Annotated in this window: 19 protein-coding genes and 1 pseudogene; 19 read left to right on the top strand and 1 reads right to left on the bottom strand. The window is 62.4% G+C overall.

Annotated features, from left to right (window positions below):
• Nucleotides 1–33: 33 nt before the first annotated feature.
• Nucleotides 34–690 carry a hypothetical protein gene (locus KKQ10_RS13360; RefSeq protein WP_215501358.1) on the bottom strand — a complete coding sequence of 219 codons (657 nt, stop codon included), beginning with the start codon at nucleotides 688–690 and terminating at the stop codon, nucleotides 34–36.
• Nucleotides 691–920: 230 nt separating this feature from the next.
• Between KKQ10_RS13360 and cbiE the strand changes: the two genes are divergently transcribed.
• From cbiE to ureA, 19 genes and pseudogenes are all read left to right on the top strand, one after another.
• Entirely contained in the window at nucleotides 921–2,132 is a 1,212-nt protein-coding gene (gene cbiE, locus KKQ10_RS13355; RefSeq protein ID WP_215501357.1) for a precorrin-6y C5,15-methyltransferase (decarboxylating) subunit CbiE, read from the top strand.
• Nucleotides 2,125–3,222, top strand: a complete 1,098-nt coding sequence (locus KKQ10_RS13350; protein WP_215501356.1) for a cobalt-precorrin-5B (C(1))-methyltransferase — start codon at nucleotides 2,125–2,127, stop codon at nucleotides 3,220–3,222. Before cbiE ends, KKQ10_RS13350 begins: the two co-directional genes overlap by 8 nt.
• Nucleotides 3,219–3,938 (top strand): cobalt-precorrin-6A reductase, encoded by a 720-nt coding sequence (locus KKQ10_RS13345; RefSeq protein ID WP_215501355.1) that lies wholly within the window; start codon nucleotides 3,219–3,221, stop codon nucleotides 3,936–3,938. The genes KKQ10_RS13350 and KKQ10_RS13345 overlap by 4 nt, the downstream gene beginning before the upstream one ends.
• Before the next feature lie 245 nt (nucleotides 3,939–4,183).
• Nucleotides 4,184–4,582 carry a DUF2946 domain-containing protein gene (locus tag KKQ10_RS13340; protein ID WP_215501354.1) on the top strand — a complete coding sequence of 133 codons (399 nt, stop codon included), beginning with the start codon at nucleotides 4,184–4,186 and terminating at the stop codon, nucleotides 4,580–4,582.
• 48 nt (nucleotides 4,583–4,630) lie between these two features.
• Nucleotides 4,631–5,110 carry a copper chaperone PCu(A)C gene (locus tag KKQ10_RS13335; protein WP_127649083.1) on the top strand — a complete coding sequence of 160 codons (480 nt, stop codon included), beginning with the start codon at nucleotides 4,631–4,633 and terminating at the stop codon, nucleotides 5,108–5,110.
• A 21-nt stretch (nucleotides 5,111–5,131) separates the two neighbouring features.
• On the top strand, nucleotides 5,132–5,578 hold the full coding sequence (locus tag KKQ10_RS13330; protein WP_215501353.1) for a DUF2946 domain-containing protein: 447 nt from the start codon (nucleotides 5,132–5,134) through the stop codon (nucleotides 5,576–5,578).
• A gap of 85 nt (nucleotides 5,579–5,663) precedes the next feature.
• A complete protein-coding gene (locus tag KKQ10_RS13325) occupies nucleotides 5,664–7,784 on the top strand; it encodes a TonB-dependent copper receptor (protein WP_215501352.1) in 2,121 nt (706 codons plus the stop codon).
• A 126-nt stretch (nucleotides 7,785–7,910) separates the two neighbouring features.
• Nucleotides 7,911–9,290, top strand: coding sequence for a PepSY-associated TM helix domain-containing protein (locus KKQ10_RS13320; protein WP_215501351.1), 1,380 nt, complete (start codon nucleotides 7,911–7,913; stop codon nucleotides 9,288–9,290).
• A gap of 150 nt (nucleotides 9,291–9,440) precedes the next feature.
• Nucleotides 9,441–11,563: pseudogene (locus tag KKQ10_RS13315) on the top strand (TonB-dependent receptor).
• 110 nt (nucleotides 11,564–11,673) lie between these two features.
• The gene (locus KKQ10_RS13310) at nucleotides 11,674–12,462 is read left to right on the top strand and encodes an ABC transporter ATP-binding protein (protein WP_215501350.1); all 789 of its coding nucleotides are present in this window, start codon (nucleotides 11,674–11,676) and stop codon (nucleotides 12,460–12,462) included.
• The gene (locus KKQ10_RS13305) at nucleotides 12,459–13,406 is read left to right on the top strand and encodes an ABC transporter substrate-binding protein (protein ID WP_215501349.1); all 948 of its coding nucleotides are present in this window, start codon (nucleotides 12,459–12,461) and stop codon (nucleotides 13,404–13,406) included. Before KKQ10_RS13310 ends, KKQ10_RS13305 begins: the two co-directional genes overlap by 4 nt.
• A complete protein-coding gene (locus tag KKQ10_RS13300; protein WP_215501348.1) occupies nucleotides 13,403–14,413 on the top strand; it encodes a FecCD family ABC transporter permease in 1,011 nt (336 codons plus the stop codon). Before KKQ10_RS13305 ends, KKQ10_RS13300 begins: the two co-directional genes overlap by 4 nt.
• 316 nt (nucleotides 14,414–14,729) lie before the next feature.
• A complete protein-coding gene (gene urtA, locus KKQ10_RS13295) occupies nucleotides 14,730–15,995 on the top strand; it encodes an urea ABC transporter substrate-binding protein (protein ID WP_047600601.1) in 1,266 nt (421 codons plus the stop codon).
• 237 nt (nucleotides 15,996–16,232) lie between these two features.
• On the top strand, nucleotides 16,233–17,735 hold the full coding sequence (gene urtB / locus KKQ10_RS13290; RefSeq protein WP_127649069.1) for an urea ABC transporter permease subunit UrtB: 1,503 nt from the start codon (nucleotides 16,233–16,235) through the stop codon (nucleotides 17,733–17,735).
• The gene (gene urtC / locus KKQ10_RS13285; protein ID WP_215501347.1) at nucleotides 17,735–18,814 is read left to right on the top strand and encodes an urea ABC transporter permease subunit UrtC; all 1,080 of its coding nucleotides are present in this window, start codon (nucleotides 17,735–17,737) and stop codon (nucleotides 18,812–18,814) included. The genes urtB and urtC overlap by 1 nt, the downstream gene beginning before the upstream one ends.
• On the top strand, nucleotides 18,811–19,680 hold the full coding sequence (gene urtD, locus KKQ10_RS13280; RefSeq protein ID WP_502941596.1) for an urea ABC transporter ATP-binding protein UrtD: 870 nt from the start codon (nucleotides 18,811–18,813) through the stop codon (nucleotides 19,678–19,680). The genes urtC and urtD overlap by 4 nt, the downstream gene beginning before the upstream one ends.
• A gap of 120 nt (nucleotides 19,681–19,800) precedes the next feature.
• A complete protein-coding gene (gene urtE, locus KKQ10_RS13275) occupies nucleotides 19,801–20,499 on the top strand; it encodes an urea ABC transporter ATP-binding subunit UrtE (RefSeq protein ID WP_127649064.1) in 699 nt (232 codons plus the stop codon).
• 30 nt (nucleotides 20,500–20,529) lie between these two features.
• A complete protein-coding gene (locus KKQ10_RS13270; RefSeq protein ID WP_215501346.1) occupies nucleotides 20,530–21,369 on the top strand; it encodes an urease accessory protein UreD in 840 nt (279 codons plus the stop codon).
• Between the two features lie 151 nt (nucleotides 21,370–21,520).
• A complete protein-coding gene (gene ureA, locus KKQ10_RS13265; protein WP_007915951.1) occupies nucleotides 21,521–21,823 on the top strand; it encodes an urease subunit gamma in 303 nt (100 codons plus the stop codon).
• Nucleotides 21,824–21,827 lie beyond the last annotated feature (4 nt).

Here is a 21,827-nt window from a genome sequence, read left to right as displayed (position 1 = left end):
GGAAAACCCGCCCTGGCCACAAATACCGTCGCTTTAGAGTTCGTATTCCTCGAACTTGAACGCCACCTCACGAATGGCTTGCTCCACGCCTGCACGATTGGCGTCCATGGCCCGGCGCCTGATCAGTATTTTTCTGGCGCGGATATCCAGTTGCGACATCGGCTGATGAACCTGCCAGAAAAGATAGTTCGTGTTCAGCACCAACTTGATGAACCGGATGTGGCTGAGAACCACCACCCAGTCGCCGCTGGCGTCCTGACTGACTGGCAAAATGTGCGACTTGAAAGTCTTGCCACCCAGGCCCGAGAACTGTTGCAAAAGCACCGCATCGCTCTCCAGCGCGCGAAGCCCTGCCTCAACCTGCGTCAGTTGTGTGCGCGTCAATAAGGGTGCGGCCAAGCGCCGCCAGGCCTCCTGCACACTCCCGGAAAAATCCGGCTGCACCAACACCCGTGGCGGCTCATCGAGACTCCAGCCAAATGACCAGAGGATTCCGGCGAAATAATCGAACCACTCTGCCGGCCGAGTGTTGCTATCGAAGGCACTGTCTGCCTTGAGTTGAGCGAGACAAATGCAATTCTTCACAAAGGCGTTGTCGGCCTCTGCCCGACCTGCCAGACCGGTGAACAACATATTGTTCACGGCCACCGCATCATGCTGAGTCAAACGTGTACTAACGCTGGTATCCATATCACTTCCTGCCATCCTGGCATTTAATTAACTAAAAGAATGAGTGATGTTTTAAACATCAGATTTGAATCCGCCCCAAACTAGCAAAATCACTTATTCAAAAAAGTATTTTTGCTCGACATTAAGTGTCCGCTTCCCGGACAACACGCCTCGACGACAGACCCGCGTCAGATGCCGACAGCCGCGTTATCATGCCGCCCTTGAGATCACTCCTGGATTTAAGGAACGGCATGACACCCTGGCTGACGGTTGTGGGAATCGGTGAAGACGGCTTCAAGGGCCTGGGCAAAAATGCCCGGCGCGCCCTGCTGAGCGCCTCGCGGATCGTCGGCGGGCAACGTCAACTGGACTTGCTGCCGGTGTGCATTCGCGGCGAACGGCAGTTATGGCCAAGCCCGTTTTCCCTCGCCCCGGTGCTGGAGCAGCGCGGCACAGCCGTCTGCGTGCTGGCCAGCGGTGATCCAATGTTCTATGGCGTCGGCGCAAGCCTGGCGCGGCAGGTGCCGAGCGACGAGATGCTGATCCTGCCCGCGCCGTCCTCCTGCGCGCTGGCGGCAGCGCGCCTCGGCTGGCCGTTGCAGGACGTCGTGACGCTGTCGCTGGTGGCCCGGCCGCTGGCCGCGCTGAATGCGCAGTTGTTCAGCGGTGTGCGCCTGTTGCTGCTGAGCAATGACGGACAGAGTCCGGCAGCAGTCGCGGGGTTATTGCGCGAGCGCGGTTTCGGCGGCAGTCGCATCAGCGTTCTGGAGCATCTGGGCGGCGATGCCGAACGGCGCATCGACGGCATCGCCAATGACTGGAACGCCCCGGCGATTGCCGACCTGAATGTGATCGCCCTCGAATGCCTCGCCGATGCCGATGCTCCGCGCCTGTCGCGCCTCGCGGGCCTGCCTGACTCGGCCTTCCGCCACGACGGCCAACTGACCAAACGCGACGTGCGCGCGATCACCCTCGCCCGCCTCGCGCCGACGCCCGGCGAGCTGCTGTGGGATGTGGGCGCTGGTTGTGGCTCGATCGGCATCGAATGGATGCGCGCGCATCCGAGTTGCCGGGCGCTGGCAATCGAAGCGGATGAGGGTCGCCAGCAATTGATCGAACACAACCGCGACGCGTTGGGAGTGCCCGGCCTGCAACTGGTGTGCGGTCGCGCACCGCAGGCACTCGCAGGGCTGGAGCGTCCGGACGCGATCTTCATCGGCGGCGGCGTGACCCGTGAGGGTGTGTTTGAAACCTGCTGGGAACAGCTCAAACCCGGTGGCCGGCTGGTTGCCAACGCCGTGACCCTGCAAAGTGAACTGGCCCTGATGAACTGGCGCGAACGCCATGGCGGTGAACTGACCCGCATCCATGTCGCCCAGGCGCAGCCGCTGGGCGAATTCGACACCTGGCGCCAGGCGCTGCCCATCACCTTGCTCGATCTGGTCAAACCCCTCGATGCGTGACGAAACCGCCGAACATCCCGCGCCCCTGCGCAGCGGCCTGACCACCGGCAGCTGCGCCACCGCCACCAGCCTCGCTGCCGCACGCCTGCTGCTCGGTGGCGTTTCGGCGGACGCCGTGCAGATCGTCCTGCCCAAGGGCAAACAGGTGCAGATGCGCCTGGAGTTCTGCCGGTTGATCGAGGGCGGCGCCGAAGCCGGGACGATCAAGGACGCCGGTGACGACCCCGACGTAACCCACGGTGCGCTGCTCTATTCGCAAGTGCGGCTGATGACCGGGCCGGGGATTCGCTTTATCGCGGGCACTGGCGTCGGCACCGTGACCCGGCCAGGGCTGGTGCTCGGCGTCGGCGAGCCGGCGATCAACCCGGTGCCGCGCAAAATGATCAGCGATCACCTGAGCCTGCTTGCCGCCGAGAGCGGATATACCGGCGGTTTCGAAGTCACGGTCAACGTCGAGGGCGGCGAAGCGCTGGCGCTGAAAACCATGAATCCGCGTCTGGGCATTCTCGGTGGCCTGTCGATTCTCGGCACCAGCGGCATTGTTCGGCCATTCTCCTGCGCGGCGTACATCGCCTCGATCCATCAGGGCATCGATGTCGCCAAGACCAACGGCTACCTGCACATCGCCGCCTGCACCGGCAACGCCAGCGAAGACACCATGCGCCGGGTCTACGACCTGCCGGAAATCGCCCTGATCGAGATGGGCGACTTTGTCGGCGCGGTGCTCAAGCATCTGCGCAAAGTACCTGTGGATAAACTCAGCCTGTGCGGCGGTTTTGGCAAGATCAGTAAACTGGCGGCCGGGCACATGGACCTGCACTCGCGGCATTCGAGCATCGACTTGCCGCAACTGGCCGAATGGGCGGCGGCGATTGGCGCCGATGAGGTCTTGCAGCAAAGCATTCGTGCGGCCAACACCAGTCAGCAAGCCTTGGCGATGGCCACTGCGGCGGGCATCGCCCTGGGTGATGAAGTCTGTCGCCATGCGCTGAATTTCGCCCGCAGCGTGGTGCCGACACAGGTGCAGGTCGAGGTGTTTGCGATTGATCGTCAGGGCGGCATCGTCGGCCACGCCGGAGGTTTTGCATGAAGCGGATTCTGTTGCTCGGCGGCGTCACTGAAGCGCTGGCCATCGCCCGCACGTTGGGGCCAGAACACATTTACAGCCTCGCCGGTGTTGGCCGGGTGCCGACCGATCTGACCTGTCAGGTGCGCGTCGGTGGTTACGGTGGCGCTGAAGGACTGGCGCAGTTCATTCGTGATGAAGGCATCGACCTGCTGCTCGACGCGACCCACCCCTACGCCGCACAAATCAGCCACAACGCCGCCAGTGCCGCGCAACTCACCGGCATCCCCTGCTGGGCCCTGCGCCGCCCCGCGTGGCAGCCGCAACCGGGCGACGACTGGCGTGAAGTCAGCGACTGGCCCGAACTGATCCGCGCGCTAAAACCGTTCCGCCGCCCGCTGTTCACCCTCGGCCGCGAACCGCTGCAGCACCTCGACGAAATCCCCGCCGAGCAGTTCTGGACCCTGCGCGCCCTCGACGTCTACCCCGGCAACGAACGCTGCGAAGTCATCGGCGCCCGTGGGCCGTTTCTGCTTGAAGATGAGCGTGCGCTGTTCGCACGACGGCAGATCGATGTGCTGATCAGCAAAAACAGCGGCAGCACTGCAACCGAGCCGAAGCTGGAGGTGGCGCGAGAGTTGGGGGTACCGGTGATGGTGTTGAAGCGGCCGGAGTTGCCGGGGGTTGATCGGGAGTTTCTGACGACGAATGAAACTCTCCTAGCACTGAAAACCTTGTAGGCGCTGCCGAAGGCACCGGCCGCGATCGGACGACTTTGATCTTGCTGTTAAACATCAAAAGATCGCAGCCTCGTTTCACTCGACAGCTCCCACAGGATCGGCGGTCGGCTCTGGCACTGCGAATTTCTACCGCTACACTGCTTTGCTATTGATCTGCGACACCAAACCGCATGACGTCTTTTTACTTATCGGCCCTGATCAGGCTAAATAGCCGCGCCTGATCGCCCACCCAACGGATCTGTCCCATGAACCGACACCGGCTCGCATTTGCCTGGATCGCCTGCTTTGCAGTGCTGTTCAACATGCTCGCCATGCCGATGACCGGGGCGATGGCGCAGGCGGCCAATTCACCGGCCGAACAATTGCTGTGGAGCAGTTTCTGCACCGGCAGCGGGACGAAGATGGTGGCGATCAACATCGGCACCCCGGAGCAGAAAGCCCCGTCCAACGACACCCATTCCAATATGCAGCATTGCTGGTGCTGCTCGGGTTCGGCACCGCTGGTGGCGTTGCCGGGCCATGCGCCGCAGCTGTATTTCGCCCGCTACGAAAGCAATCGCAGCGTGGCGCCACCCTCGTTGCAAACACCGACACCGCGCCAGCAATGGCCGTGCCTCAATCCCCGCGCCTCGCCTCTGGTTTGATTTGTTCTCGCAATTGACCTGCGTATCAAATCGTTCTGGAGATCTGCCATGTTGAACAAACTCATCGTCATCGCTGCGCTGTTGCTGCCGGCGTGCTTCGCCCATGCCCACGAATACAAGGCCGGCGAGCTGGAAATCGCTCACCCGTGGTCGCAGGAGCTGCCGCCGAACGCGCCGACCGTCGCCGCCTACTTCGTGATCAGCAATCCCGGCAAGACCGACGACCGTCTGCTCAGCGTCGATTCGCCAATCACTGACCAAGCGCAACTGCACGAGCATGTGATGCAGGGCGATCTGATGAAAATGCAGCAGGTGCCCAATGTGCTGATCCCGGCCGGCGGCAAGGTGACGTTCGCGCCGATGGCTTATCACGTGATGCTGCTCAACCCGAAAGACCGCAGCCTGCTCAGCGACGGCAAGCGCTTCCCGCTGACCCTGCACTTCGAGAAGGCCGGCAACGTCACCGTCGAAGTCGCCGTGCAGAAGAAACCACCGCAAGCGATGCCCGAGCACGATCACGCCCAGTAATCGATCCGGCTGACCACGCCCGTGCGCCTGCAACGCGCCGGGGCGTCCAACAAGCATCGCCAGAGCCAGGCTCTGACCCGCGGTAGCTGGATCGCCCTGTTCGCCATGTTGATGATCTTCATCGGCCCGCTGATTTCTCAGTCGATGCCGATGGATCAGCACGCCTCGACTTCCATGCCGATGCGCATGGACATGTCGATGGCCATGCCGGGCATGGATCACGGCGGTTATGACGGGCAGCCCAGCGCCGAACATTGTCCGCCGCAATCCTCGCACCACGCCCTGTGGGAAAAGTGTGGTTATTGCAGCCTGCTGTTCAACTGCCCGGCGCTGACCGGTGGCGGCAGCTTCGCCACGTTCAGCATCGCCCACGTCAACACTTTCACCCCGCCCTCCCCGCGCCTGGGCCATGCCCGGCAAACCTTCTTCCCCGGCGCCCGCACCCGCGCCCCGCCCATCGCCGCGTAAACACCGCACCTTTGATTGCACACGGTCAAGAAGACAGCTCCAGGCTGCCGGCCGTGTCGTTTACGACTGTTTGATGGAAATTGTCATGTCCAGGTTTTCTGCTGTTCCACGTTTGAGCGCCGCTCGGGCGTCCTTCGCTTTGAACGAATCGCGCATTCGTTTCTCGCACGCTACCGCCGTCCTTTGCGGCGTTCTGCTGTCCCCGCTGGTGCTGGCCGATGACCACGCCGGGCACAACGAAGAACTCAGCCCGACGGTGATCACCGCGATCGCCCCAAGCTCGCCGCTGACCATCGTCACCAACCCCAAGGACCCGCGCCAACCGGTGCCGGCCAGCGACGGCGGCGATTACCTGAAGACCATTCCGGGCTTTGCCCTGGTGCGCAACGGCGGCACCAACGGCGATCCGGTGCTGCGCGGCATGTTCGGTTCGCGCCTGAATATCCTCACCAACGGCAGCATGCTGCTCGGCGCCTGCCCCGGCCGCATGGATGCCCCCACCTCGTACATCTCGCCGCAGACTTACGACAAACTCACGGTGATCAAAGGCCCGCAAACCGTGCTCTGGGGCCCGGGCGCATCGGCCGGCACGATCCTCTTCGACCGTGAACCGGAAAGCTTCGGCGAACTCGGTACCCGAGTGAATGCCAGCGTGCTGGCCGGTTCCAACGGGCGCTTCGACAAAGTGGTCGACGCCGCCGCTGGCGGACCATTGGGCTACGTGCGGGTGATCGGCAACACCGCGCATTCCGACGACTATCCCGACGGCAACCATGACAACGTGCCGTCGCGCTACGACAAGTGGAACGGTGATATCGCGCTCGGCTGGACCCCGGATGCCGACACCCTGATCGAACTCACCGCCGGCAAGGGCGACGGCGAAGCGCGCTACGCCGGGCGCGGCATGGACGGTTCGCAGTTCCTGCGCGAGAGCCTCGGGCTGCGTTTCGAAAAATCCAACATCACGGATGTGCTGGAGAAACTCGAAGCGCAGGTCTACTACAACTACGCCGACCACGTGATGGACAACTACACCCTGCGCACGCCGTCCGGCACCGGGATGATGGCCGGGCCCATGGCGTCCAACGTCGACCGCCGTACCCTCGGCGCGCGGATCAAGGCCACCTGGCGCTGGACCGACATCCAGTTGATCACCGGCCTCGACGCGCAGACCAACGAGCATCGCCAGCGCAGCGGCATGGGCATCGACACCTACAAGGATCAGCCGTACACCAAGGACGCCGACTTCCATAACTACGGCGTGTTCAGCGAAATGACCTGGTACGCCGCCGACCGTGATCGCCTGATCACCGGCGCCCGGGTCGACCGCGCCTCGGCCAAGGATTATCGGCAGAGCATCGGCTCCGGGATGATGAGCCGGCCGAATCCGACCGCCGACGACACTCGTGCCGACACCCTGCCCAGCGGCTTCGTGCGTTACGAGCATGACCTCGCTGACAGCCCGGCCACGCTGTACGCCGGCCTCGGCCACGCGCAGCGCTTCCCGGATTACTGGGAGCTGTTTTCGCCCAAGTCCGGTCCGGCGGGTTCGCTGAATGCGTTCGACTCGATCAAGCCGGAAAAGACCACCCAGTTCGATTTTGGCGTGAACTACAAGACCGCCGAACTCGAAGCCTGGGCCTCGGGCTACGTCGGCGTGGTGCGCGACTACATCCTGTTCGACTACACGCCGACGAGGATGGGCATGAGCACTTCGCGCGCGGAAAACATCGACGCACGGATCATGGGCGGCGAACTTGGCGCTGCGTACAAGCTCACCGACAACTGGAAAGCCGACGCGACCCTGGCCTACGCCTGGGGCAAGAACAGCAGCGACGGCAAGGCCCTGCCGCAAATGCCACCGCTGGATGCGCGTTTCGGCCTTACTTACAGCGAAGACAACTGGAGCGCCGGGGCACTGTGGCGCGTGGTTGCGGCGCAAAACCGCATCGACCAGAACAAGGGCAACGTGGTCGGCAAGGACTACGACAAGAGCGGCGGCTTTGGCGTGTTCTCGCTCAACGGCGCCTACCGGATCAACAAGAACTGGAAGGTCAGCACCGGCGTCGACAACCTGTTCGGCAAGGCTTACGCCGAACACCTTAACCTGGCAGGCAACGCCGGTTTCGGCTACCCGGCCAACGACCCGCAAGCGATCAATGAACCGGGGCGCACGCTCTGGACCAAGGTCGATATGAGCTTCTGATAAGAAAAAGTCAAAAGATCGCAGGCTGCGCCAGCTCCTACATGGGAGCGCGCGCCCTCTGTAGGAGCTGCCGAAGGCTGCGATCCTTTGATCTAAAAAAATGATTCGCCAAGCGGAGCACACGTGATGCAAAAGCCCAAACCGAATTTCTACAACCTGGCCTGGCGCTGGCATTTTTACGCCGGGCTATTCGTCGCCCCCTTCATGGTGATGCTGGCCCTGACCGGCATCATTTACCTGTTCAAACCGCAACTCGATTCACTGATGTACAGCAGCCTGCTCAACGTGCCGGCCGCGCATCACACAGTGCCGGCCGATGAGCTGCTGCAACGGGTCAAGAGTGCTTACCCACAAGGCCAGATTACCCAGTACCTGCCGCCGGCCAACGCCGAACGCAGCGCACAATTTGTCGTCAAGAATGAAGGCCACGAACTCAACGTGTTCATCGATCCTTACCACGGCGACATCCTCGGCGAGCAGAATGCCAAGCAGAATCTGCAAGCCATCGCCCGCGCCATTCACGGCGAATTGATGATCGGCACCGTCGGTGATCGCCTGATCGAGCTCGCCGCCGGTTGGGGCGTGGTGCTGGTGGTGTCGGGGGTATTCCTGTGGTGGCCGCGGGGTCAGTCCGCCGGCATTCTGTGGCCTCGGCTGAACAGTCGCGGGCGCGTGTTGTGGCGTGACCTGCACGCCGTCACCGGGTTCTGGGGCGCGGCGTTGCTGCTGGTGATGCTGCTCAGCGGCATGACCTGGACCGGGTTCTGGGGCAAGCAGTACGCCCAGGTGTGGAACGTGTTCCCGGCCGCCATGTGGAACAACGTGCCGACCTCCGACGTCGAGGCCGGCAGCCTCAACAACGCCGCGCGCCAGACCGTACCGTGGGCGATGGAAAACACGCCGATGCCGATGTCCGGCGACCATGCCGAGCACATGGCCCACGGTGGCATGCAACACGGCCCCGCCGCGCCAGCCATCAGCCTGCAAGACGTGCAGAACATCGCGACTGAACGCAAGGTCGAGCCAGGCTACAGCATCACTTTGCCGACTACCGCTACCGGCGTGTTCACCATTGCCGTGTTCGCCGATGACCCGCGTAACGACGCCACCCTGCATATCGATCAGTACACCGGCAAGGTCCTCGCCGATGTGCGCTTCGAGCAATACGGTGCGGTGGCGCGGGCCACGGAAATCGGCGTGATGCTGCATGAAGGCAAGATGTTCGGCACCTTCAACCAGATCGTCGTGCTGCTGATCTGCCTGATGATTCTGCTCAGCGCCGTCAGCGGAGTGGTGATCTGGTGGAAGCGTCGACCGCAGGGCAAGTTCGGCGTGCCGCCGTTGCGCCATGACCTGCCGAAATGGAAAACCGGCGTGGCGATCATGCTGGTGCTGGCGCTGATTTTTCCGCTGGTGGGGGCTTCGCTGGTGCTGGTCTGGTTGCTGGACCGCCTGCTGTTGTCGCGTCTGGGCCGCCAACCTGAATCTGCCTCAACTTCATCGTGAAGCAGGCGAGATGCGCGTTTTAGGCAGATCTTTAAACTGCCGGGGCTTAAACTCCGGCATTTTTTAATGTTACTGTATAACGCAAATGTGCCGTTCTGCCCGCAACCAAAAGCTGCGGGCTTTCTTTTGAAGAAGTGATTCACCGCCCCGATGAACAAGTACCTCTTGTCCAGTCTCTGCCTGTTCGGCCTGAACAACGCCCATGCCGACAGCCAGGCGCTGACGCTGCCCGTCGGCACCATCAGCGCACCGGCCATCGACGACGCTAGCGTCAGCCTGACCACGCCGACCAGCGCCGGTTCGCGCCTGAACCTCAGCGCCATGCAAACCCCGGCCAGTGTCGAAAGCCTCAGCGGCGAACAGGTTCGCGCCCGTGGCGAGCGCAGCGTGCAGGACGCCGTGTCGCGTAGCACCGGCATCAGCCGCACCGGTACCCCGGGCGATGGCGGCACCTCGTTGCAGGCACGCGGTTTTACCGGGCAGAGTTCGGTGATGCAGTTGTATGACGGCAACCGGATGTACACCGGCATGGGTACCGTGACTTTCCCGGTCGACACCTGGTCGGCGGACCGCGTCAGCGTGCTGCGCGGCCCGGCGTCGGTGCTGTATGGAGAAGGCGCGACCGGTGCGGTGGTCAACGTGATTGCGAAGAAGCCGTTCAGCGGTGAAATCGAAAACCATGTGCGCGTCGGCTATGGCTCTTATGACCGTCAGCAGCAGGCGCTCGACAGTGGTGGTTCACTGAGCGACACCCTGAGCTATCGCCTCAATCTCAATCGCCTGCGCAGCAACGGCTGGATCGATCGCGGCGACGCGTCCAGCGATTTCATCAGTGTCGCCCTGCGCTGGCAGGCCACCGACGACCTGGCCTTCACCCTCGCTCACGATTTTGGCGACCAGCGTCCACAGAACTATTTCGGCACGCCGCTGATCAACGGCCGGTTGCAGGACAGCCTGCGCAACAAAAACTACAACGTGCGCGACGACCAGCAACACTACAACGATCAGTGGACGCGCCTGACCACGGATTGGCAGATCAACGATGCCGTCAGCGCCAGCAACGAGCTGTACTACCTCAAGGCCCGTCGCCGCTGGCAGAACGCCGAGAACTACAACTTCGACACCGCAACCCAACAACTCAGCCGCAGCGGCTACTTCGGCATCGGCCACCAGCAGGAGCAGTTCGGCGACCGCCAGACCTTCACCTTCAAGCACTCGCTGTTCGGTCTCGACAGCCAGACCGTGACCGGCGTCGATTACAACCGCATCCGCTTCCAGCTCAACAGCAACTCGCCATTCAACGACGTGTTGCCGAACGGCCAGGCGCTGGACCTGTATCACCCGCAACCGGGCTATTTCGAAAGCGCCAATCGTACCGCGATCAGTTCGACAGCACCACGAAACAGATGTCGCTGTTCGCCGAAAACCGCACGCAGTTGAGCGAGCGCTGGTCGCTGGTGACCGGCGTGCGCCGCGACTACGTACAGGTGGATCGCAACAATCTGATCGACGACAGTCAGAGCGACAAGACCCTGACCGGCAACAACTGGAAGGCCGGACTGGTGTTTGCCCTGACGCCCGAGACTTCGTTTTACGGGCAGGTCGCGACCAGCACCGACGGCATCGGCGGGCTGATTTCCCTGAGCCCGAGCCAGCAACAATACGACCTGTCGACCGCACGCCAGACCGAGGTCGGTATGAAACAGTTGTTCTGGGATCAGCGCGGCGAGTTCACCCTGGCGGCCTATCGCATCGTCAAGAAGAAGCTGCTGACGGACGATCCAGGCAACCCGACGCTCAAGCAGCAAGTCGGCCAGCAATCGTCCAACGGTCTGGAAGCGAGCCTCGATCTGCAATTGCCGCACGCCTGGCAGTTGCAGGCCAACGCCGCGATTGTGAAGGCCAAGTACGATGATTTTTCTGAGGTGGTCAACGGGCAAACCCTGTCGTACAACGGCAACCGCCCGGTGGACGTGCCACGGCGCACCGCCAATCTTTGGCTGAACAAACACCTCAGCGATGATCTGAAGGCTGGTGCCGGCGTGCGTTATGTCGATGCGCGCTACGCCGACATGGCCAACCGCAATGAACTGCCGAGTTACACCGTGGTCGATGCGACACTGTCCTGGCAAGCCTTGCGCAACACCACGCTGGGCCTGCAGCTGAACAATCTGTTTGACCGCCAGTACGCGCAAAGCCAATACAATGAGGGCCGGCAATGGATCCTCGGCGAGCCGAGATCGTTCTTCGTCACGGCGGATTACACCTTTTGACCCAACCCCTGTAGGAGCTGCCGCAGGCTGCGATCTTTTGCTGTTGCTTTTAAAGAGATCGCAGCCTGCGGCAGCTCCTACAGGGGCAAGCATCGCTTCATGAGAATTTGATGACCTCACTGACCCTCACCAACCTCGCCTGGACACCCCTGGGCCACGGCCACTGCCATCACCAGTTCCAGCTGCGTGACGCCTCGTTGCAGGTGGCCGCCGGTGAGTTTGTCGGTTTGATCGGCCCCAACGGCAGCGGCAAGACCAGCCTGCTGCGCTGCGCCTATCGCTTCAGCCAACCGGAAAACGGTGAGGTCAGACTCGATCATCACAACGTGTGGAAACAATCCTCACGCTGGTGCGCAAAACGCATCGCCGTTGTCTTGCAGGAATTCCCTGATGCCTTCGGCCTGACCGTCGAAGAGGTTGTCGCGATGGGCCGCACACCGCACAAAGGCCTGTTCGATGGCGACACGGTTGAAGATCGAAATCTTGCGACGCAAGCGCTCAAATCAGTCGGCCTCGACGGCTTCGAAGACCACGCGTTCGCCACCCTTTCCGGCGGGGAAAAACAACGGGTGATCCTCGCCCGCGCCCTGACTCAGCAACCGCAACTGTTGATCCTCGACGAGCCGACCAACCACCTCGACCCGCGCTATCAGCTCGAACTGCTGCAACTGGTCAAGCGCCTGCAGATCGGCACCCTCGCCAGCATCCACGATCTGAATCTGGCCGCCGCCTTCTGTGACCGTCTGTACGTGATCAACCACGGCCGCATCGTCGCCAGCGGCACGCCGCAACAGGTGCTCACCCGCGAGCTGCTGCGCGACGTGTTCGGCGTCGAGGCGCTGATCGACTCCCACCCCCTCCACGGCTACCCGCGAATCACCTGGATAACCCGACCATGACTGTGCGTTCCCTGCTTTGCGTCGCTCTTTTGTTGTGCAGTGCTCAAGCCCTGGCCGAAGCCACGAAATACCCGCTGACCATCCACAGCTGCAACCGCGAGGTGAGCTTCAGCGAGGCGCCGAAACACGCGGTCAGCCACGACATCAACATGACCCAAATGATGCTCGCCCTCGGCCTCAAATCGCGTATGGCCGGGTACAGCGGTGTCAGTGGCTGGAAGTCGGTGACGCCCCAGATGCAGTCGCTGCTCGACGGCTTGCCGGAGCTGGCCGCGAAATATCCGTCGGTGGAAACCCTGCTCAACGCCAACGTCGATTTCTTCTTCGCCGGCTGGGATTACGGCATGCGCGTGGGCGGTGATCTCACCCCGCAGACCCTGCAACCGCTGGGCATCAACGTGTATGAGCTGACCGAATCCTGCGCCTTCGTGATGAAGCGCCCGGCGGCGACGCTGGAGGACACCTACAACGACCTGCGCAACCTCGGCAAAATCTTCGACGTGCAGGATCGCGCCAACGCGCTGATCGCCGACATGCAGCAGCAGGTCGCCGAAATCCGCAAAGACCTGCCCGCCGACAAACCGCGCGTGTTCCTCTACGACAGCGGCGAAGACCGCGCGATGACTTCCGGCCGCCTCGGCATGCCGCAGGCGCTGATCGATGCCGCCGGCGGGCGCAACATTCTCGATGACGTCGAAGCGAGCTGGACCCGGGTCAACTGGGAGACCGTGGTCGAACGCAATCCGCAGGTAATCGTGATCGTCGACTACAGCGAAATCACCGCCGAGCAGAAGATCGAATTCCTGCTGAAGAACCCGGCGCTGCAGTCAGTCGACGCGATCAAGAACCAGCGTTTCATCGTTATCCCTTACGTGCAGGCCACGCCGGGGATCGATAACGTGCTGGCGGTGGAAACCCTGGCCAAGGGATTCCACGGCGAATGATCGACCGTCGCTATGCCCTATTGCTGACCGCCCTCGGCGCCCTGTTGCTGATGTCATGCGTGGTGTCGCTCGGCTTTGGTCCGGCGCGGGTGCCGGTGGATGTCGTATGGCGGATTCTGCTGCACAAGGCCTTCGGCTTCGGCGATGTAAGTTGGAGCGCCGGGCAGGAACACATCGTCTGGCTGATCCGCGTCCCGCGCATGTTGCTCGGCGCATTGGTCGGTGCCGGCCTGGCATTGATCGGCGCGGTGCTGCAAGCGGTGACGCGCAATCCACTGGCCGATCCACACCTGCTGGGCGTCACCTCCGGCGCGACCTTGGGCGCGGTCATCGTGGTGCTGCACATCGGTGAAATCGTCGGCCTGCTGACCTTGCCGATTGCCGCGTTCATCGGTGCGCTGCTGAGCATGTTTCTGGTGCTGGGCATCGCCAATCGCCAAGGTCGGCTCGACAGCGACCGCTTGCTGCTGTGCGGCGTGGCGGTGTCGTTCGTGATGATGGCGATCGCCAACCTGCTGCTGTTCATGGGCGACCACCGAACCAGTTCGGCGGTGATGTTCTGGATGCTCGGCGGCCTCGGCCTGGCGCGCTGGGAACTGCTGGCGGTGCCGGCCCTGAGCGTACTGCTTGGCCTCGGCTTGCTGCTGGGCATGGCCCGACCGCTGAACGCGCTGATGGCCGGCGAGCAGACCGCCGTGACCCTCGGCTTGAACGCCCGGGCAGTGCGTTTGCGGGTGTTTGTGATCGCGTCCTTGATGACCGGCGTGCTGGTGTCGATCAGCGGCTCGATCGGTTTTGTCGGGCTGATGGTGCCGCACATTGCCCGGCGCCTGGTCGGCGCCGAACATCGCCGCCTGCTACCGGCCTGCGTGCTGCTCGGCAGCCTGTTTCTGGTGTGGGTCGATGTTGCCGCGCGCACGATGATTGCCCCCGAGGACCTGCCCATAGGGGTCGCCACCGCGGCCATTGGCGGCCTGTTCTTCATCGGCCTGATGCGCCGCCGCTGACACAACACAGACCAAAAACTGTAGGAGCTGCCGCTGGCTGCGATCTTTTGACTTTGATTTTTCATGATCAAAAGCAAGATCAAAGGATCGCAGCCTTCGGCAGCTCCTACAGGATCAGAGTGCGCCCTAATCTGGCGCATTCGAGCGCACCGTCACACGCGACTCGTCCCTTCATGGTGCACCCCACCAACGCACAGCCGCTCTAACCCGACATTTCCCTGCCTAATCCCGACCGGGCACAGCCCTTGCAAAACACACCTTCAGTCGTCCGCATCTGCCAACCATAAAAAATTTTAACGTTCATGGAGATCGCACAATGAAGCGTCGCAGTTTGATCAAGGCTTTCACACTCACGGCAAGCATTGCCGCGATGGGCATGACCTGGACTGTCCAGGCGGCAGAGACCATCAAGGTCGGGATTCTGCATTCGTTGTCCGGAACCATGGCGATCTCCGAAACGTCGCTCAAAGACATGGCGCTGATGACCATCGACGAGATCAACGCCAAGGGTGGGGTAAACGGCAAGATGCTCGAACCGGTGGTGGTCGACCCGGCGTCGAACTGGCCGCTGTTCGCCGAAAAGGGCCGGCAGTTGCTGACCCAGGACAAGGTCGCGGTGGTGTTCGGTTGCTGGACCTCGGTGTCGCGTAAATCGGTGTTGCCGGTGTTCGAAGAGCTCAACGGCCTGCTGTTCTACCCGGTGCAATACGAAGGCGAAGAAATGTCGCCGAACGTGTTCTACACCGGCGCCGCACCCAACCAGCAAGCGATCCCGGCGGTTGAATATTTGATGAGCGAAGAAGGCGGTAGCGCCAAGCGCTTCTTCCTGCTCGGCACCGACTACGTCTACCCGCGCACCACCAACAAGATCCTGCGCTCGTTCCTGCACTCCAAAGGCGTGGCCGACAAGGACATCGAAGAGGTCTACACCCCGTTCGGTCACAGCGACTATCAAACCATCGTCGCCAACATCAAGAAATTCTCCGCCGGCGGCAAGACCGCCGTCATCTCCACCGTCAACGGCGACTCCAACGTGCCGTTCTACAAAGAACTGGCCAACCAAGGCCTGAAGGCCACCGATGTACCGGTGGTGGCGTTCTCGGTGGGTGAAGAAGAACTGCGCGGCATCGACACCAAGCCGCTGGTGGGCAACCTCGCGGCGTGGAACTACTTCGAGTCGGTGGAGAACCCGGTGAACAAGAAGTTCGTCGCGGACTGGAAGGCCTACGCCAAGAAACACAATCTGCCGGGCGCCGACAAAGCGGTGACCAACGACCCGATGGAAGCCACCTACGTCGGCATCCACATGTGGGCGCAGGCGGTCGAGAAAGCCAAGTCCACCGACGTCGACAAAGTGCGTGAAGCGCTGGCCGGCCAGACCTTCGCCGCGCCGTCGGGGTACACCCTGACCATGGACAAGACCAACCACCACCTGCACAAGCCGGTGATGATCGGCGAGATCCAGAGCGACGGTCAGTTCAACGTGGTGTGGCAGACCGAAGGGCCGATCCGCGCACAGCCATGGAGTCCGTTTATCGATGGCAACGACAAGAAGCCGGATTATGCGGTGAAGAGCAACTGAGCTATTGGGTGTCGGGCGGATGAGATTTTGCGACCCGACATCCGATTCCCTGCGGGATGAACATTTGTGGTGAGGGGGCTTGCCCCCGTTGGGTCGCGGAGCGGCCCCAAGACCGGTATTTGCGGTGTTTCAAGTTCACCGCGTGCTCCGGTTTTACGGCTGCTTCGCAGCCGAACGGGGGCAAGCCCCCTCGCCACAAGGCTCGCTCCCACAATGTCCGCGTCAAGGCGACTGACTATGCCCACTGCTTTCTACCGCTTTATCTGTGCCATCGCACTGCTGTTGCCAATGATGGCCTTTGCCAGCGACGCCGAAGACTTCGTCGCCGCCAACCCCGTGCAACAAGCCAAACTGCTGGAAGCCTGGGCCGCGCAGCCCGATCCGGCGCGTGTCGAGTTGATCAATGCGCTGCAGCAAGGCGAATTGACCATCGATGGCCAAGCCAAAACCCTGCGCCTGAACAACCGCCTGCGGGGTCTGATCGACACCGCGCTGGCCAGCCACCAATTGCTCGCCGCCGACGCCAAAACCCGTCTGGCCGCCGCGCAGCAATTGCAGAAAAGCGCGAAACCCGCGCAGCTGAAATTCCTCGACCAGCAACTGGCTGGCGAAAAAGATCCCGGCGTTCACGACGCCCTGAGCCTGGCCCTGGCCAATCTGCAACTGGTGGACGCCGACCCGGCGGTGCGTCTGGCCGCCGTGCGCCTGCTCGGTGAAACCGGCGACCCACTAGCCCGCACCCGCCTCGAAGGCTTGCTCGAACCGGGTGTCGAAACCGATGCGGGTGTGCGCACGGCCGCCGAAACCAGCCTCGCTCAAGTCAAACGCAAACTGCTGATCGGCGAAGTGCTCGGTCAGGCGTTCAGCGGCATGTCCCTCGGTTCGATCCTGCTGCTCGCGGCACTCGGTCTGGCGATCACCTTCGGCCTGCTCGGGGTGATCAACATGGCCCACGGCGAGATGCTGATGCTCGGCGCCTACTCGACCTACGTCGTGCAGTTGATGTTCCAGCGCTACGCCCCGCAAGCCATCGAGTTTTATCCGCTGATCGCGCTGCCGGTGGCGTTCTTTGTCACGGCGGCAATCGGCATGGCACTGGAACGCACGGTGATTCGTCATCTCTATGGCCGACCGCTGGAAACCCTGCTCGCCACCTGGGGCATCAGCCTGATGCTGATCCAGCTGGTGCGTCTGCTGTTCGGCGCGCAGAACGTTGAAGTGGCGAATCCGGCGTGGCTGTCCGGCGGCATTCAAGTGCTGCCGAATCTGGTGCTGCCGTACAACCGCATCGTGATCATCGCCTTCGCCTTGTTCGTGGTGGTGCTGACCTGGCTGCTGCTGAACAAGACCCGACTGGGCCTCAACGTGCGCGCGGTCACCCAGAACCGCAACATGGCCGCCTGCTGTGGCGTGCCGACCGGGCGCGTCGACATGCTCGCCTTCGGCCTCGGTTCGGGCATCGCCGGCCTCGGTGGTGTGGCGCTGAGCCAGATCGGCAACGTCGGCCCGGACCTGGGCCAGAGCTACATCATTGATTCGTTCCTGGTGGTGGTGCTCGGCGGCGTCGGGCAACTGGCGGGCAGCGTACTGGCGGCGTTCGGCCTGGGCATCGCCAACAAGATTCTCGAGCCGCAGATCGGTGCGGTGCTCGGCAAGATCCTGATCCTCGCGTTGATCATTCTGTTTATCCAGAAACGTCCGCAAGGCCTCTTCGCACTGAAAGGACGGGTGATCGACTGATGAACCAGCCTCTGTTAGTCACAGCCACACAAAAGGCCGGGCCGAAAGCCACGCTGGCGGTCGGTGCGGTCATTCTCGCGCTGCTGATCGCCCTGCCGCTGCTGTCGCTGTTGTCACCGGACAGCGCGTTGCACGTTTCGGCCTACACCCTGACGCTGGTCGGCAAAATCCTCTGCTACGCCATCGTCGCGCTGGCGCTGGATCTGGTCTGGGGATACGCCGGACTGCTATCGCTGGGCCATGGTCTGTTCTTCGCCCTCGGCGGTTATGCGATGGGCATGTACTTGATGCGGCAGGCGGCCGGCGATGGCTTGCCAGCGTTCATGACCTTTCTGTCGTGGACCGAATTGCCGTGGTACTGGAGCGGCACCAGCAGCTTTATCTGGTCGATGTGTCTGGTGGTGTTGGCACCGGGTCTGCTGGCGCTGGTGTTCGGCTTCTTCGCCTTCCGCTCGCGGATCAAGGGCGTGTATTTCTCGATCATGACCCAGGCCCTGACCTTCGCCGGCATGCTCCTGTTTTTCCGCAACGAGACCGGGTTCGGCGGCAACAACGGCTTCACCAATTTCCGCACGATTCTCGGTTTCGGCATTACCGAGCCGGGCACCCGCGCGGTGCTGTTTCTGGCCACGGTGTTGTTGCTGGTGACCAGCCTGTTCATCGGCTGGCGCCTGGCGCGGAGCAAGTTCGGCCGGGTGCTGACCGCGCTGCGCGATGCAGAAAACCGGCTGATGTTCTGCGGCTACGACCCGCGCGGTTTCAAGCTGTTCGTCTGGGTGCTGAGCGCCGTGTTGTGCGGCCTGGCCGGTGCCTTGTACGTGCCGCAGGTGGGGATCATCAATCCCAGCGAAATGTCGCCGACCAACTCCATCGAAGCGGCGGTCTGGGTCGCCCTCGGCGGACGCGGGACGTTGATCGGCCCGTTGCTCGGCGCCGGTGTGGTCAACGGCATGAAGAGCTGGTTCACCGTGGCCTTCCCCGAATACTGGCTGTTCTTCCTCGGCGCGCTGTTCATCGTCGTGACGTTGTACCTGCCCAAGGGTGTGATCGGTCTGCTGAAAAAACGAGGTGAGCAATGAGAGTGACAGCGACTGCCGAATTCATGCTGGAACCGGCGTTCTTTCCCGTCGAACCGAACAAGGATGAAGGCACCAGCCGCGACTCGATAGGCCTCGGCCAGCGGGTCGGTCCGGGCCTCGACACCCGCCACGGCACGATCCTGACTCTGGAAGACATCAGCGTCAGCTTCGACGGCTTCCGCGCCCTGAACAATCTGAACCTGTACATCGGCGTCGGCGAATTGCGCTGCATCATCGGCCCCAACGGCGCGGGCAAGACCACGCTGATGGACGTGATCACCGGCAAGACCCGCCCCAGCCACGGCAAGGCGTGGTTCGGCGAAACCCTGGACCTGACGCAGATGAGCGAAGTGCAGATCGCCCAGGCCGGGATCGGGCGCAAGTTCCAGAAGCCGACGGTGCTCGAAGCGTTGAGCGTGTTTGAAAACCTTGAGCTGGCGCAGAAGACCGACAAGTCGGTGTGGGCCAGTCTGCGTGCGCGTTTGAGCGGCGAGCAGCGCGATCGCATCAGCGAAGTGCTGGAGACCATTCGCCTGACCACCTCGGTCAATCGCGCGGCGAGCTTGCTGTCCCACGGCCAGAAGCAGTTTCTGGAGATCGGCATGCTGCTGATGCAGGACCCGCAACTGTTGCTGCTCGACGAACCGGTGGCGGGCATGACCGACGCCGAAACCGAATTCACCGCCGAGCTGTTCAAGTCGCTGGCCGGCAAGCATTCGCTGATGGTGGTGGAGCACGACATGGGCTTTGTCGGCTCGATTGCCGACCACGTCACCGTGTTGCATCAGGGTAGCGTGCTGGCGGAAGGCTCACTGGAGCAGGTGCAGGAAAACGAGCGGGTGATCGAGGTCTACCTCGGCCGCTGATGATCCATCCCCTGTAGGAGCTGCCGCAGGCTGCGATCTTTTGATCTTGCTCTTCAAAAACAACATCAAAAGATCGCAGCCTTCGGCAGCTCCTACAGGGGATTTGAGGAGATTTTGGAAATGCTTCAAGTCGACAAGCTGCACCAGTACTACGGCGGTAGCCACATCCTGCGTGGCCTGAGCTTTGACGTTAAGGTCGGCGAAGTCACCTGCCTGCTCGGGCGCAACGGTGTGGGCAAGACCACCCTGCTCAAATGCCTGATGGGCCTGTTGCCGGCCAAGGAAGGCGCGGTGAACTGGGAGGGCAAAGCGATCACCACGCTCAAGCCGCACCAGCGCGTACACGCCGGCATCGCCTATGTGCCACAGGGTCGAGAAATCTTCGGCCGGCTGACCGTGGAAGAAAATCTGCTGATGGGTTTGTCACGGTTTCCCGGCAGCGAAGCGAAAGAAGTCCCAGGTTTCATCTACGAACTGTTCCCGGTGCTGCTACAAATGAAGCAGCGCCGCGGTGGCGACCTCTCCGGCGGCCAGCAACAGCAACTGGCGATCGGTCGCGCACTGGCCAGCCGCCCGCGTTTGCTGATCCTCGACGAACCCACCGAAGGCATTCAACCGTCGGTGATCAAGGAGATCGGCGCGGTGATCAAGACACTCGCGGCCCGTGGCGACATGGCGATTTTGCTGGTGGAGCAGTTCTACGATTTCGCTGCGGAGCTGGCCGATCAGTACCTGGTGATGTCCCGGGGCGAGATCGTGCAGCAGGGTCGCGGGGAAAATATGGAGGCCGAAGGTGTACGAGGTCTGGTAACGATTTAATCTGTAGCTTCCTAACGATAATTACACACCATGAATCTAGCGCTTCCCACTGCCCTGTTTACCCCGAGCTGGCACGCCGAGCTGGAGCTGGCCTACGCCCGCTTCGGCGACTGCACGCGCCCGGTTCAACGCCGGCACCTCGGCCCGCTGCGGGTGCAAAAGCACCTGTACGCCGAAGGCCCCGAGGTCTGCCAGCACATCATCGTCCACCCACCGGGCGGGATCGCCGGCGGTGACCGGCTGAACATCAGCGCCCGCGTCGAAGCGCACGCCTGGGCGCAGATCACCAGCCCCGGCGCGGCCAAGTGGTATCGCGCGACGGGGCCGGCGTATCAGCAACTCGACCTGAAAGTAGCCGCCGGCGCGACGCTGGAATGGCTGCCACAGGAAACCATCGTCTACAGCGCCGCCCAGGCGGAACTCACGACCTCGATCGAGCTTGAGGGTGACGCGCGACTGTTCTACTGGGACGTGGTGGCGCTGGGGCGTCCGGCCAGTGGCGAACGCTTCGACCTTGGGCATTTCCAGGCGCATCTGGATATTCGCCGCGACGGCCACTTGCTCTGGCACGAGCGCCAGCGCATCGGCGGCAATGACGGGTTGCTCGATTCGCCCATCGGCCTGGATGGCAACCCGGTGTTTGCGACGCTGTTGGTCACCGGTGAAATCGATGCCGAGCTGCTGGAACGTTGTCGCTCGCTGAGCCATGAAGTGCGTGGGGATCTGACGCAGTTGCCGGGGTTGCTGGTTGCCCGCTGCCTGGCGAGCGAGGCACTGCTGGCCCGCGCCTGGCTGATCGACCTGTGGCGCCTGTTGCGCCCGGCGCTGCTCGGCCGCGAGGCCCAGCCGCCAAGAATCTGGAGCACCTGAAATGCAATCTCCCTGTAATCCCCTGTAGGAGCTGCCGCAGGCTGCGATCTTTTGATCTTGCTTCTGGATATCAACATCAAAAGATCGCAGCCTGCGGCAGCTCCTACAGGGTGTACGACTTAACTTTCTTCTGCCGAGATTTGAAAAACAAATGGACCTGACCCCACGCGAAAAAGACAAGTTACTGATCTTCACCGCCGGCCTCGTCGCCGAGCGGCGCCTGGCGCGCGGTGTGAAGCTCAATTACCCGGAAGCCATGGCCTACATTTCCGCCGCGCTGCTTGAAGGTGCCCGGGATGGCCAGACCGTGGCCGAGCTGATGCACTTCGGCACCACCCTGCTGAGCCGCGAGCAAGTGATGGAAGGCATCCCGGAAATGATCCCGGAGATCCAGGTCGAAGCGACGTTCCCCGACGGCACCAAACTGGTCACCGTCCACCAACCGATCGTCTGAGGCC

This window comes from Pseudomonas sp. MG-9 (genome assembly GCF_018729515.1).
Classification (GTDB): Bacteria; Pseudomonadota; Gammaproteobacteria; order Pseudomonadales; family Pseudomonadaceae; genus Aquipseudomonas; species Aquipseudomonas serboccidentalis.
Note: the sequence above shows the minus strand (reverse complement) of the source record. Positions and strands in the feature narration are given on the sequence as shown.